We start from the raw sequence: 12,949 nt of genomic DNA, 5'->3' as shown, positions 1-12,949 counted from the left end.
AGTTCCTTTGCGTCGCTCGGATTGAAAGGGTGACGGCTGTCGCCGGTGCGGTCCATCACGATCTGGATTGCCATGATCGCCCTCCTCGGATTGCTTATGACAAGGACCTGGATGCGAGTATCCGACCGACGGCGGGGAGTTTCAAGAGAGGAAGATTCGATTGCAAACGGCGGACTTGGGTGGCCGTGAAGAGGGAACTGCCGCCGGTCGCAGAGCTGACTTGGTCAGACGGGAAAGTGAGAAACCGTCACGGCGAGTTGCCGAGCCAGCGCCCCAGGCAGGACTGCATCGAAGATCTCGCTGAGCTCACGATAGTACCAAACGGTCGCGGCGCGGCCACTTGTGAAGCGGTCCCACAGATCGTCGCCAATGTTGCGGTAGTCGTTCAGGATCGCCTCTGCGTTATCCACCTTGTCAGCGAGCGACACGAGCAGCGACGTAGGGGCCTTCTTCGGTAGCATCGTTAGGTAGGCTTCCTTCCGCGGGCGCCACGCCGGCTTCGGCTCGACCCAGGAGTCCGTGCAATCAGCCACGATTTTCGCGACGTCGCCTCCGAACCTTTCTCTGATCGCATCGAGCGTGGCTTGGCCGCCCTGATCCTCGGCCGCGTTTCGGTCGGCTGCTTGCCCTCAAGCCGACCTAGGGGGCACCGAGCGCCTCACGGGGCTTCGGACGGGTGGTCCTCAATGGGTTGGCTCAACGCGCAGCTTTTTTCGTCTGCTTGGCCTGCCACTTTTCCAGCCGCTTCTTCCAGTTGCTGCTTAGCCTTCGCAGCTCCCAATAGGCGGCGGCGCCCCCTTCGGTAGATACCTCGTGCTCAATAATCGCTTTTGTTCGTTCGGTATGCCTTACCAGTGCATCAGACCAGAAGTTATAGCAGACAGTGTGGTCGAACACCTTATTCCTGATACCGACTGCCACCAGCTCATGAATGTTGAGATAGGTGTTTATGTTTCTGTAGTCATCACTCAGCTTTCCATCCGGACCCTTTATGAAGTCCTCGATGGGCTTCTTGGCGGCGGCATGAACTTCCCACCTTGCCAAGGAATCCCGGAAGGCCTTGTAGATATCGGCCATGCCCTTATCCATGTCGGTCCTTAGGAAGAAATCGATAGCAGCCCGCCTACGAGCCGTGACCCGCGTTACATGTATCGAATAAAGGGCAATCGCGCCCGCCAGCATGGCCACTAACGGGGTGATCAGCGGGGCGAGCGGAATGACGTGTATTTTTAGCCACTGCGCAACAATATGAATCCACTCGCACACAGGCCCCCAACAAGTCTCCGGCATTCCCCGCCCCAAGCGTTGCAATTCCAGGCTGTATTTCATACCGGCAAGCGATTCGAGCAATTCTCAATTAGCGATTTCATTTCGAAAGCAGCGGCAAGAACGCAGCCGACAAGGAAAGGCCCCAAAACAAGCCGAAGCAGCACGCCGAGCCTTATGGTCGGAGCCGATCTCAGCAAGTGACCCAAAGGCGCCTATATTCGATCCAGATGTATAGTTTGATGCTGACGCAGCTGTCGAGGTGGCCAAACCAAGGGCGTAGCGCGGACTGCGCTCGACGGCCTACTAACGGCGCGTGACAATCAATCTTATGACTTCGGATCCGCACTTCGCTTTTGGCCCAAGGCCGAAGTGACTCGGCAAGTCGCCGGTGTCAGCTATCAAAGGTGGAGCGGGCTGAACCATCAACTCGCAACCAACCCCGCCCGGAAGCGGGAACGAGCAGCTTCAAGCTTGATGAACGTAGCCACTCCAGCCTGCGGCCAGCGTTGCTAGGAATTGCTCTGCGGAGGGCTGTTCAGTTTTCTGCATCTTGTGCAGGTCTTCTGGCTTGAGATTCGTATAGCGCCGCAGCATGCGCCAATCCCTATGGCCCGTTACCATTGCAACCTGTTGGATGGAAAAGCCGGCCTCGAAAAGCCGACTGGTGCCTTCATGCCGCAAATCGTGAAAACACAAATCATCGAGATCGATCGCTTTGCACGACCTATGGAACGCAGCTCCGACAGATTTTGAGTGGTAAGGAAACACGCGTCCGATGCCGCGCGTGAGTATCCGTTGCTCGAGCACGATCTGCCATGCATCGTAGCCCGTCGAATTGAGAAGCGGGACGACCTGATGGTTGCCGTCCTTTCGTCGCGGGTCTTTGCGATCGCGGATGGTGACTGTTCGCTTCGTCATATCGACATCAGGCCATTCTATCCGGCAGATCTCCGCTTGACGCATTGCAGTCGCGACTGCGAAGCGAACGATTCTTCCGAGCGGTAGAAATTGTTGGGGGGTTAGACTCCGCGTATCCGATCAGTCGGTCCAGTTCGTCTTGAGTGGGTCGGCGATCGCGCTCGTTCGATTTTCCCACGAGGTCGAGGTGTTTGAGCGCAGCTCTGGCCAGTTGAACACTCTCGACAGAGACATCGATGCCGTGGACCGCCGCAGCGTGGAGTAGGATCGCTCGGATGAACGCGAAATCGATCGCAAGGGTGGCTGGCCCGGCGCCTTGTGCGGCTCGCTTCCGTCCGAACTCGATCAATCTCTCGCGTGTCAAGTCTTTGAGGTTTACGCGCCCAAGAGAGGTTTTGAGTGCCTTAAGCACCATGGACTTCGATCGTCGAATTGGCTTGCCGACCTGAGCAAGATCGTCGAGATGCAACGCGATCAAATCCGAAAAGATGCGCGGTTGCTCGTGAGTCTTGGAGCGTCGGACCGGGGTCCCCCGATCGATTGAGCGCTCGGCTTCGATTGCCCACTCTTCGGCGTCGCGTCGTCGAATGAATGTGTTCGCGACGTACTGGCGTTTCCTCCTGACCTGGACGCGCCAGCTTCCCGACTCCAGCTTCGTATAGGTCGGCATTTGCGTGTGCACTCCGTCCCAATTTCGTGTGCGCTACGTGTGCACCGCGAGATCAAATGCGGTACAAGCGTGTGCAATTTTGGCTAGTTTGGAGTGCACACAGAGCGCACACGTTCCTGATCTAGTCCATTGAAAAGATAGAGCAACCTATTGAAATATCAAGACTATCTCTTTTCCGTGGCGCCCATGATGGACTGGACCGACCGGCATTGCCGCGTGTTCCACCGTCACCTTACACGGCGGGCGCTGCTCTATACGGAGATGCTGACGACCGGCGCCATCATTCACGGCGACCGGGAGCGGTTGCTTGGGTTCGACGCGTGCGAGCACCCGGTGGCGCTGCAGCTTGGTGGGTCGGATCCGGGCGACCTCGCGCTGGCTGCGCGGATCGGCGAGGAGTTCGGCTATGACGAGATCAATCTCAATGTCGGCTGCCCGTCCGATCGCGTGAAGGATGGCCGCTTCGGCGCCTGCCTGATGGCGGAGCCGGAGCTGGTGGCAAGGTGCGTCGAGGCGATGAAGCGCGCGGTTGCCATTCCCGTCACGGTGAAGTGCCGCATCGGTATCGACGATCAGGATCCGGAAGTGTCGCTCGACACGCTCGCACGCGCCGTCGTGGCCGCTGGCTGCGACGCGCTTGTTGTGCATGCCCGTAAGGCCTGGCTCAACGGACTGTCGCCGAAGGAGAACCGCGATATCCCGCCGCTCGACTATGATCGCGTCTATCGCCTCAAGCGCGCGATGCCGGACGTGCCTGTCATCATCAATGGCGGCGTCCTGAGCATCGAGGAGGCGAAAGCGCATCTCGAACATGTCGACGGCGTGATGCTCGGCCGCGCCGCCTATCAGGAGCCGTGGCGGCTGCTCTCCGTCGATCCCGACATCTTCGGTGAAGCGGCGCCGCATGCGACCATGCAGGACGCGCTCGAGGCGATGATGCCCTACATTGAGCAGCAGCTTGCGCGCGGTACGCGGCTGCACGCTATCACGCGGCATTTTGTCGGTGCGTTCCATGCCGTGCCCGGCGCGCGCGCCTTCCGCCGCCATCTTGCCGAGCAGGGTGTGAAGCCGGGCGCCGGCCTGGACGTGCTGCGCGATGCGATCGCGCGTGTCGGTATGCGCGTGCCTGCCGAGGCAGCGTAGATCGATCAGTCGACCGCCGTGCGCGAGCGGCGGTGGCTGCTCTGGAGTTCCGGATAACCGGTGAGCATCAGCTTGTCGGCGCGCACGCCCCAGCTCTCCAGGCGGTCGAGGAAGCTCATGCCGAGCAGATTGGTCTTCATCTGTCCGCGCTGCACGACCAGGGCCGGCACCGATTTCTCGACGAGATGGCCGACCGCGAGACGGTCGAGCGTGAGCCGGGCCGCCTTGGTGTGGCCGCCTGCGGTTTCGAGGTCGACGTCGTATTCGAGCATCTCGAGCGGCAGTCCGATCGCTTTCGCGGTTTCCCAGGTCAGCACCACGGAGGTCGCGCCGGTATCGATCACCATCGGTGCGGCGACACCATTGATCTTCGCGCGCAGCGCGAATTCGCCGCCCTGGCCGCGCTGGATCTGGACGGCGGGGGCGGGGGAGGCGGTGTGCGTGCGGAACATGTGCGAGACCTTGTTGCTCGCGCGCGCGATCTGATCGGGATCGCCATAGGCGACGACCGCGCCTGCCGTACCGGCGAGCATAGCGAGAACGAGCAGGAAGCGGATCATTGCGCGCCTCCAAGCGTGCGCCAGCCGTTCAGGTGCGTTTCTGCGATCCCGCGATCGGCGCAAGACCAGCCTCTGTCATGCGCGCCGGCAACAGCGCCATGAGCGCCAGCCGTTCCGCGCTTTCCATGGCGTGCCAGCGCGCGATCTCCGGCAAGGTCCGGCCGCAGCCGAAGCACAGCTTGGACTTGGGATCGATCATGCAGACGGCGACGCACGGCGTTTCTTTGCTCATCTCGGCATAGTGAGGGATGGTCGGGCAATTCTGCAAGCATCTGGTTAAGAGCCCGTACCTGCGCTCATGATCGGCTTGTGGCGCGGCCGGCGCTTCTCGTCGGGGACCACGGAACTTTCCGGCTGGAGCGGCGGGGAATCCTCCGACATTGGCGCCAGCGCGCTCATCACCCGCTCCGGCGGGAAGGTGACGATCACCTCGGTGCCGATGCGCAGCTTCGATTTCAGCGTGAACGTGCCGCCATGCAGGTCGATCAGGTTCTTTGCGATCGGCAGCCCCAGCCCTGCACCCTGTTCCGCCGACTTGATCGAGTTGGAGCCCTGGCCGAACGAGGCGAGCACGACCGGAATCTCGTCCTCGGGGATACCGGAGCCGGAATCCCTGACCGAGAGGTACTGTCCGCCAGAGGCGGTCCAGCCGGCCTTGAGCCAGATCTCGCCGCCTTGCGGGGTGAACTTGATCGAGTTGGAGAGCAGGTTGAGCACGACCTGGCGGATCGCGCGCTCGTCGGCCCAGAGCCGCGGCATAGCCTGTTCGAACACCTCGTGGATGGCGATGCCGCGGCTGGAAGCGCGCAGCTTCATCAGGTGGTGGCAGTCGGCGACGATGCCGACCAGCGACACCGCTTCCTCGTTGAGTTCGTAGCGGCCGGCCTCGATCCGCGACAGATCGAGGATCTCGTTGATGAGGTTGAGCAGGTGCACGCCGGAATTATGGATGTCCGCCGAGTACTCCTTGTAGACCGGCACCGCGTGGGCGCCGAAGATTTCGCTCTTCATCACCTCGGAGAAGCCGAGAATCGCGTTCAGCGGCGTGCGCAGTTCGTGGCTCATCTGGGCGAGGAAACGCGACTTGGCGACGTTCGCGGCCTCGGCGCGGTGGCGCGCTTCGTCCGAGATCGCCTTGGCCTGTTCGAGCTCGCCGATCAGCGCGTCCTTCTCCGCGCGCGCTTCCAGTGTCGCGAAGGTCGAGGAGTGCAGGCGGTGCGCCAGCAGCACGAAATAGCCTTCGGCGCCGAGCGCGAGCGCCGCCAGGATGTAGTTGTCCAGCGAGCCGCTCATTGCAAAACTCAACGCCATCGCGACTGCGACCGGCGCGGTGGCGGCAAGGGCTGCGATCGGCAGATTGGCGGCCAGCATGCTCGATACTGCGATCACCAGCAGCATCAGGAACATCATCAGCGTTTCCGTGACCATGTCGAGCACGGGATGAATCAGGATCGCCATCCAGCACAGGCCATAGAGCAGGTCGAGCCCGACGAAGCGCGTCCGCCAGGCGCGCGTCGCCGAAGGCGAGGCGGGCTCGGCCAAAAAGCGCCGGCAGTTGCGGATCATCGCGGCGTGAATGCAGATCATGCCGGCGGTCCAGGCCGCGGCCGGGATCGGCTGCATCAACAGCCCGAACAGCACGCCGGTCGCAACCACCAGCAGCATCACGACATATGAGGCCGACAGCCGGGTCTGGGCATATTGGCGCAGCATTTCGGCGTCGAAGGCCGGCCGGGTTCCGCTGGTCGACGTTAACTTGTCGCGCGCCTCGCGCACCCGCTGCGCCGCAGCCCTTCGGCTGCTCGCCGATGGCGCGCTCACCGGCTCGGCCGGAAGCAGCACAACCTCGGGCTTTTCAGCGGGGTCACTCATCCAACAACAACGATTCCTGCCCGCGCAAGGCGGGCCTTCTGCATTGTCTATCTCTGGCAAGAAATCCTTAAGAGGTGACTTAAGGAGCTAAAGAATTACGTTAACCGCGTGTTAATTTTTTTGGCTCGCGCCGTGCCGCTCAATGCAGCGCCGCATGCTGCGCGATGTAGACGACTGCTCCTGCCAGATAGCCCGCGAGCGCGGGGACGGCGATGCGGCGCGCGTACCAGAGGAACTCGATCCGCTCGAGGCCCATGGCGGCGACGCCTGCGGCCGAGCCGATAATCAGGATCGAGCCGCCGGTGCCGGCGCAATAGGCGATGAACTCCCAGAGGAAGTTGTCTGGCGGGTAATGGCCGAGGTCGTACATGCCCATGGTGGCAGCCACCAACGGTACGTTGTCGATGACGGCGCTGAGGAGGCCGAGCACGACGACGATGACGTCCTGGCGGCCGATCGTCGTCTCTAGCCATCTGGCCAGCATCGTCAGAAGGCCCGCATGTTCGAGGCAGGCCACCGCGAGCAGGATGCCGACGAAGAACACGATCGAGCTCATGTCGATCCGGGTCAGCGCGTGCGCGAGCGTCAGTGGACGGCGGACATGCTCGTCCTTGTCGCGGTGAATGACCTCGCCGACGAGCCAGACAATGCCGAGCCCAAGCAGCACTCCCATGAAGGGCGGCAGATGCGTGACCGCCTTGAAGGCGGGGACAGCGATCAGCGAGCCGAGCCCGAGACAGAACATCAGGTTGCGCTCGAACGACCTGACGGTCTGAAGCCCATCGTCCTTGGGCGGCGGTGCGATGGTCTTGCCCTTCACCAGAAAGCTGATGAAGGCGAGCGGTACGAGCAGATTCACCAGCGAGGGCAGGAATACCGCGCCCATGATGTTCAGAGGCGTGATCTGCCCGCCGATCCACAGCATGGTCGTGGTGACGTCGCCGATCACGGTCCAGGCGCCGCCTGCATTCGCGGCGATGACGATGAGGGAAGCGAACAGCAGGCGGTCGTCGCGCTTGGCAATCAACCGCTGCACCAGCGAGACCATCACGATGGTGGTGGTCAGATTGTCCAGGACCGCGCTCAGGAAGAACGCCACAAAGCCGATCAGCCACATCAGCCGAACCTGGCTGGTCGTACCGATGCGGGAGGTGATGACCTCAAAACCGTCGTGGGCGTCGATCACCTCGACGATAGTCATCGCCCCGATCAGGAAGAACACGATCTGCGCGGTGGCTGCGATGGACTCGTCCAGCTGATGGCCGACCAGCGTGTGGTCGCCCGTCGCAGTCGCGTAGATCGTCCAGAGCAGGCCCGCGCCGAGCAGCGCGGACGCGCTCTTGTTGACCCCGATCGGATGTTCGAGCGCGATCGCCGCATAGGCCAGAACGAAGACGACGGCGATCGCGATCAGCAAGGTGGGGTCAGTCCGTCAGGTTTCAGCGCGCGAGACGCGCGAGCAGGCTCGACGTATCCCAGCGCTTGCCGCCCATCTTCTCGACCTCGGCGTAGAACTGGTCGACGAGGGCGGTCACCGGCAGGTTGGCGCCGTTGCGACGGGCTTCCGCGATGCAGATCGAGAGGTCCTTGCGCATCCATTCGACCGCGAAGCCGAAATCGTACTTGTCCTCGTTCATGGTCTTGTAGCGGTTTTCCATCTGCCAGGACTGCGCCGCGCCCTTGGAGATCACCTCGATCACGGAGGCGACGTCGAGGCCCGATTTCTTGGCGAAGTGGATGCCTTCGGAAAGGCCCTGGACGAGGCCCGCGATGCAGATCTGGTTGACCATCTTTGTCAGCTGGCCCGAGCCGGCGGGGCCCAGCAGCTTGCACATCCGCGCATAGGCCGCGATGACAGGTTCGGCGCGGGCATAGGCGTCCTGCGCACCGCCGCACATCACCGTCAGCACACCGTTCTCGGCGCCAGCCTGGCCGCCGGACACCGGCGCGTCGACGAACTTGAAGCCGGCTTTGGTGGCGGCCGCGTCGAGCTCGCGCGCGACTTCAGCAGAGGCGGTGGTGTGGTCGACGAAGGTCGCGCCCTTCTTCATGCCGGCAAACGCACCGTCGGCCCCGAACGTAACCGAGCGCAAATCGTTGTCGTTGCCGACGCAGCACATCACGAAATCCTGGCCCTCGGCGGCGGCCTTTGGGGTCGCTGCGGTCTTGCCGCCGAACTTGTCCGCCCACTCCTTCGCCTTGGCCGCGGTGCGGTTGTAGACGGTGACCTCATGGCCCCCCCTTTTTCACGAGGTGTCCGGCCATGGGGAAGCCCATGACGCCGAGGCCGAGGAAAGCGACTTTAGCCATGTGTGGTACCTTGTCCGTAGCTTGAGTTTTACGGTTGCAGCCGGGCGGGGGGCGCCAGCCGGGGGCCTGAAGTTCCGCCTTAGGGCGGATCGGGCGCACCATAAACCCTTGAGGCCGGAGGGCAACGGCTTCGTTTGGTGCTCTCCTGTGTTAGGATGATGGACCTAAGGACTTCAAAAAAGGGAGCGAAGGCATGGGCGGCGTGAGCGTTGGCGTCCTCGATCATTTCAACATCCGGACCCGGAATCTGGCCGAGACGGTCCGCTTCTACGAGGATGTGCTGGGCCTGGAAAAAGGCGCCCGGCCGAATTTTGCCTTTCCGGGCGCCTGGATGTACAGCGAGGGCAAGCCGGTGGTGCACCTCGTCGATATTTCTCCAACCTCGGAGCCACAAAAGCCGGATTCCGGCGTTGTCCACCATGTCGCCTTCGTCAGCCGCGGGTTCGACGGCATGAAGCAGCGGCTGGCGTCCAAGGGCATGAAATTTGATTCCCGTCAGGTGCCCGGCGGCGACCTCTGGCAGATCTTCGTCCACGACCCCAATGGTGTGATGATCGAGCTAAATTACGAGGCGGCCAAGGAACAGGGGGCGGCCCCCGCCGAGAATGCTGGCGATATCGGCAGGCAGTAGCCTTTTGGACGTTTCCGCTCTAATGGGGCACCCTGAAGCCTTGAGCATGATCTGAGCGGAGAACCGCTCCACACTTTTCCGGATCATGCTCCGTTTAGGAGATGCGCTTTGAGCGTGACGCAGCAACAGGTTCTCGACAGCCTCGCCAGGATCAAGTCACCCCGCGGGGTCGCGCTCACCAATGCCAATGTGCTGAGCCCGATCAGCGCGTCCGACGGCAAGGTGTTCTTCTCGATCAATGTCGATGCCGCCGAGGCGCGGGCCTGGGAGTCCATCCGGGTCGAAGCCGAGGCCACCGTGCGCGCCATTCCCGGTGTCACCACTGTCATGGTCGCGCTGACCGCCGAGCGCAAGCCGGGCTCCGCTCCTCCGCCGCCAACGCCAAGCCGCGGCACGCCGGGGGTGCAGCCGGTGCATGCCCACAAGCCCCCGCAGGGGGGCGGCTCGCCGATGTCGCGGCAGTCGGAGATTCCGGGCGTTGCCGCCGTGATCGCGGTCGCCTCGGGCAAGGGCGGCGTCGGCAAGTCGACCACCGCTCTCAACCTGGCGCTGGGCCTGCGCGACCACGGCCTCAAGGTCGGGTTGCTCGATGCCGATATCTACGGCCCCTCGATGCCGCGGCTGACGGGGCTGCGCGACAAGCCCGAGCTGAACAATGAGCGCAAGATGATTCCGCTCCGGCGCTTCGGCCTCGCCATTATGTCGATCGGCTTCCTGGTGGAGGAAGAGACCGCGATGATCTGGCGCGGCCCGATGGTGATGTCGGCGGTGACGCAGATGCTGCGCGACGTCGAATGGGGCCAGCTCGACGTGCTGGTCGTCGACATGCCACCGGGCACCGGCGATGCCCAGCTCACGCTGGCGCAGAACGTGCCCTTGAAGGGCGCCGTGATCGTCTCAACTCCGCAGGACCTGTCCCTGATCGACGCGCGGCGGGGCCTTGCGATGTTCAGGAAGGTCAATGTGCCCGTGCTCGGCATCGTCGAGAACATGAGCTACTTCCAGTGCCCGCATTGCGGCACGCGGTCGGACATTTTCGGCCATGGCGGGGCGCAGCACGAGGCCGAGAAGCTCGGAGTACCGTTCCTGGGCGAGATCCCGCTGCACATGGCGATTCGCGCCACTTCGGACGCCGGCACTCCGGTGGTCGACAGCGAGCCGGACGGGCCCTATGCGGCGATCTACCGCGCCATAGCGGGCCAGGTCCGGGACCAGCTCAAGGGCGTGATTGCCGCAGCCTGAGCCGGTTCGGGCCAATCCCTTCCAGCCATACCTCGGGGACATGCGACTTTCGTAGAGGCCCGTCATGCCAATGTCGCGTTCCGAAAGCGAGGCTTCCGTGTTAAACGCCCACGGCAGTCAAGCCCCTTCGGCTCGACGCGGCCCAAACGCGTCGCCGGAATGAGCGGCGGTAACAAGGAAGTCTAGGGGAAACGCCCCAGCAAGGAGAGACCTGAAGATGAAGCGTCGTGATTTCTTGAAAGTGTCGGCAGCAGGCGCGGCGGCGACCGCGGTGGCCTCGCCGGCGATTGCTCAGTCCTCGCCCGAGATCAAGTGGCGCCTGACGTCGAGCTTCCCGAAGTCGCTCGACACCATCTATGGCGGCGCCGAGCAGGTGGCGAAGTACGTCGCCGAGATGACCGACAACAAATTCCAGATCCAGGTGTTCGCGGCCGGCGAGATCGTCCCCGGCCTGCAGGCGCTCGACGCGACCTCGAATGGCACCGTCGAGATGTGCCATACCGTGTCGTACTACTATGTCGGCAAGGACCCGACCTGGGCGATCTACGCCTCGGTGCCGTTCGGCCTCAACGCGCGCATGCAGAACTCCTGGTGGTACCAGGGCGGCGGCGAGCAGCTCGGTAACGAGTTCTTCAAGAAGTCGAACGTGATCGGTCACGCCTGCGGCAACACCGGCACCCAGATGGGCGGCTGGTTCCGCAAGGAGATCAAGACCGTTGCCGATCTCTCGGGCCTCAAGATGCGCATCGGCGGCATCGCCGGCCAGGTGCTCCAGAAGGTCGGCGTGGTGCCGCAGCAGCTCGCCGGCGGCGACATCTATCCGGCGCTGGAAAAAGGCACCATCGACGCGGCCGAATGGGTCGGCCCCTACGATGACGAGAAGCTCGGCTTCGCCAAGGTCGCCAAGTACTACTACTATCCGGGCTTCTGGGAAGGCGGCCCGATGGTCCATGCCTTCACCAACCTGGACAAGTGGAATTCGCTGCCGAAGAACTACCAGGCGATCCTCGCCAACGCGATGGCCAACGCCAACAGCTGGATGGCCGCGCGCTACGACATGCAGAACCCGGGGGCGCTGAAGCGTCTGGTCGCGGGCGGCACGCAGCTGCGTCCCTTCACCAACGAGGTGCTCGAGGCCTGCCTCAAGGCGACCAACGAGCTGTGGGCGGAGACCTCGGCCAAGAACGCCGACTTCAAGAAGTCGATCGACGCCATGCAGGCCTTCCGCTCCGACGGGTACCTGTGGTGGCAGGTTGCCGAATACACCTACGACAGCTTCATGATCCGCTCGCGCACCCGCGGCTGATCTTTCGAAACGTCGCAAGACGACAGGGCCCGGCCTCCTTCGCGAGGCCGGGCTTTTTCTTTGGCACAAGCGGGTGCCCAAACAAAAATATGAAAAACAACCCCATGCACAGTAGACGGGCGGCGAGGGGGTGACGCCCTGTGAACGCGGCCAACAGTTTGACAGGTCGGGCCAATTCGGCTGGAAGCCGCGATCACCCGCGCAGCCGGCGACAGGCGTGCGAATGCAGCGCTGTCCGCGAAACTCTCGACGATCCGCAAGCCGTTTGACTCGTCGGGCAAAACAGTGGCAAAAAGCAATTATCGAATAATCCGAAGTCTTTGCCGCAGCGCCGATCCTTGGACGATCCTTGGACGATCGATCCTTGGAGATGACGATGAGCTTCGATCCCGATGAGGTTCAAAGTGCGCTCTGCAAGGCGTGGTCGTTGTCGACTGCCAGCCAATGGACGGCGAACAATCCAGCAGCAGGGCAATGCAACGTCACGTCACTGCTCGTTCATGAGCTCTTTGGTGGCGATTTGCTGAAGACGCCTCTGCCAGCCGGCGACCATTTTTACAATCGGATCGGAGGCAAGAGGTACGACTTCACAGCGAGCCAATTCGATCAGCCGATCGCCTACGTCGACTTGCCGACTGATCGGGGCGACGCTGAGCTGGGCGCAACGAGCGACCAACTGGCTGAACTCAGAGCCGCTTTTCAGAAGCACTGCATCAACTCAGGTTAGGAGCAGCAGCCGGCGTAGCCCTGCGACTTTTAGAAGTCCGCTATGGGGGCCCTTAGCTGACCTCGACCGAGCGCGGAGCGATAGTCCGCTTTCAAGGGTAGGAGCGGACCGGGGCCGATCCCGACTTCCGATTGTGGCCCCGAACCGGACAGTCGCGCGCCCGAAGGCGGGAACTGTGGTATCCTCCGTCAAACGCGAATTGGTAGCGAATGTTGCGTGGGCCCTGGCGACAGTGCCCGGGAAGCATACAGTGCGATTGCGCACGGATCTGAGGATTGCTCTCCCGGGTTTTGAGGAGGAC

At 62.7% G+C, this 12,949-nt stretch carries 12 protein-coding genes and 2 pseudogenes; 5 read left to right on the top strand and 9 right to left on the bottom strand.

Annotated elements, in window-relative coordinates; translation table 11 throughout:
- Positions 1-224 precede the first annotated feature (224 nt).
- The 4 genes and pseudogenes from AC629_RS37945 to AC629_RS49360 form a co-directional block, all read right to left on the bottom strand.
- Positions 225-590: pseudogene (locus AC629_RS37945) on the bottom strand (HD domain-containing protein); the annotation flags it as partial.
- 106 nt (positions 591-696) lie between these two features.
- Positions 697-1,329 (bottom strand): DUF4760 domain-containing protein, encoded by a 633-nt coding sequence (locus tag AC629_RS37940; RefSeq protein WP_084809823.1) that lies wholly within the window; start codon positions 1,327-1,329, stop codon positions 697-699.
- A gap of 405 nt (positions 1,330-1,734) precedes the next feature.
- Complete coding sequence (locus AC629_RS49365) at positions 1,735-2,232, bottom strand: site-specific integrase (RefSeq protein WP_245332124.1); 498 nt, start codon at positions 2,230-2,232, stop codon at positions 1,735-1,737.
- A complete protein-coding gene (locus AC629_RS49360; protein ID WP_245332123.1) occupies positions 2,195-2,857 on the bottom strand; it encodes a site-specific integrase in 663 nt (220 codons plus the stop codon). Before AC629_RS49360 ends, AC629_RS49365 begins: the two co-directional genes overlap by 38 nt.
- 150 nt (positions 2,858-3,007) lie before the next feature.
- Here AC629_RS49360 and dusA point away from each other — a divergent pair, with 150 nt between their 5' ends.
- Positions 3,008-4,000 carry a tRNA dihydrouridine(20/20a) synthase DusA gene (gene dusA, locus AC629_RS37930; RefSeq protein ID WP_084809822.1) on the top strand — a complete coding sequence of 331 codons (993 nt, stop codon included), beginning with the start codon at positions 3,008-3,010 and terminating at the stop codon, positions 3,998-4,000.
- 5 nt (positions 4,001-4,005) lie between these two features.
- Here dusA and AC629_RS37925 read toward each other — a convergent pair whose 3' ends face one another.
- From AC629_RS37925 to AC629_RS37905, 5 genes and pseudogenes are all read right to left on the bottom strand, one after another.
- Entirely contained in the window at positions 4,006-4,560 is a 555-nt protein-coding gene (locus AC629_RS37925; RefSeq protein ID WP_084809821.1) for a TIGR02281 family clan AA aspartic protease, read from the bottom strand.
- A gap of 28 nt (positions 4,561-4,588) precedes the next feature.
- A complete protein-coding gene (locus tag AC629_RS37920) occupies positions 4,589-4,792 on the bottom strand; it encodes a DUF1289 domain-containing protein (RefSeq protein WP_084809820.1) in 204 nt (67 codons plus the stop codon).
- Positions 4,793-4,836: 44 nt separating this feature from the next.
- Complete coding sequence (locus AC629_RS37915) at positions 4,837-6,432, bottom strand: sensor histidine kinase (protein ID WP_084809819.1); 1,596 nt, start codon at positions 6,430-6,432, stop codon at positions 4,837-4,839.
- A 139-nt stretch (positions 6,433-6,571) separates the two neighbouring features.
- Positions 6,572-7,849 carry a sodium:proton antiporter NhaD gene (gene nhaD / locus AC629_RS37910; RefSeq protein WP_084809818.1) on the bottom strand — a complete coding sequence of 426 codons (1,278 nt, stop codon included), beginning with the start codon at positions 7,847-7,849 and terminating at the stop codon, positions 6,572-6,574.
- Positions 7,850-7,871: 22 nt separating this feature from the next.
- A pseudogene (locus AC629_RS37905) lies at positions 7,872-8,742 on the bottom strand (NAD(P)-dependent oxidoreductase).
- Between the two features lie 193 nt (positions 8,743-8,935).
- On the opposite strand from AC629_RS37905, the gene AC629_RS37900 reads away from it, so the two are divergent.
- From AC629_RS37900 to AC629_RS37885, 4 genes are all read left to right on the top strand, one after another.
- Positions 8,936-9,373 (top strand): VOC family protein, encoded by a 438-nt coding sequence (locus tag AC629_RS37900; protein WP_084809817.1) that lies wholly within the window; start codon positions 8,936-8,938, stop codon positions 9,371-9,373.
- A 108-nt stretch (positions 9,374-9,481) separates the two neighbouring features.
- Positions 9,482-10,615, top strand: coding sequence for an Mrp/NBP35 family ATP-binding protein (locus tag AC629_RS37895; protein WP_084809816.1), 1,134 nt, complete (start codon positions 9,482-9,484; stop codon positions 10,613-10,615).
- A gap of 217 nt (positions 10,616-10,832) precedes the next feature.
- Positions 10,833-11,921 (top strand): TRAP transporter substrate-binding protein, encoded by a 1,089-nt coding sequence (locus AC629_RS37890; protein ID WP_084809815.1) that lies wholly within the window; start codon positions 10,833-10,835, stop codon positions 11,919-11,921.
- A gap of 376 nt (positions 11,922-12,297) precedes the next feature.
- Positions 12,298-12,648, top strand: a complete 351-nt coding sequence (locus AC629_RS37885) for a YunG family protein (protein WP_084809825.1) — start codon at positions 12,298-12,300, stop codon at positions 12,646-12,648.
- Positions 12,649-12,949: the final 301 nt, after the last annotated feature.

This window comes from Bradyrhizobium sp. NAS80.1 (genome assembly GCF_001908205.1).
In the GTDB taxonomy this organism is placed as follows: Bacteria; Pseudomonadota; Alphaproteobacteria; order Rhizobiales; family Xanthobacteraceae; genus Bradyrhizobium.
Note: the sequence above shows the minus strand (reverse complement) of the source record. Positions and strands in the feature narration are given on the sequence as shown.

Coding starts and splice junctions, on each gene's coding strand:
- AC629_RS37940 (WP_084809823.1), bottom strand. CDS start 1,329: ATGAAATACAGCCTGGAATTGCAACGCTTGGGGCGGGGAATGCCGGAG.
- AC629_RS49365 (WP_245332124.1), bottom strand. CDS start 2,232: ATGCGTCAAGCGGAGATCTGCCGGATAGAATGGCCTGATGTCGATATG.
- AC629_RS49360 (WP_245332123.1), bottom strand. CDS start 2,857: ATGCCGACCTATACGAAGCTGGAGTCGGGAAGCTGGCGCGTCCAGGTC.
- AC629_RS37925 (WP_084809821.1), bottom strand. CDS start 4,560: ATGATCCGCTTCCTGCTCGTTCTCGCTATGCTCGCCGGTACGGCAGGC.
- AC629_RS37920 (WP_084809820.1), bottom strand. CDS start 4,792: ATGAGCAAAGAAACGCCGTGCGTCGCCGTCTGCATGATCGATCCCAAG.
- AC629_RS37915 (WP_084809819.1), bottom strand. CDS start 6,432: ATGAGTGACCCCGCTGAAAAGCCCGAGGTTGTGCTGCTTCCGGCCGAG.
- AC629_RS37900 (WP_084809817.1), top strand. CDS start 8,936: ATGGGCGGCGTGAGCGTTGGCGTCCTCGATCATTTCAACATCCGGACC.
- AC629_RS37890 (WP_084809815.1), top strand. CDS start 10,833: ATGAAGCGTCGTGATTTCTTGAAAGTGTCGGCAGCAGGCGCGGCGGCG.
- AC629_RS37885 (WP_084809825.1), top strand. CDS start 12,298: ATGAGCTTCGATCCCGATGAGGTTCAAAGTGCGCTCTGCAAGGCGTGG.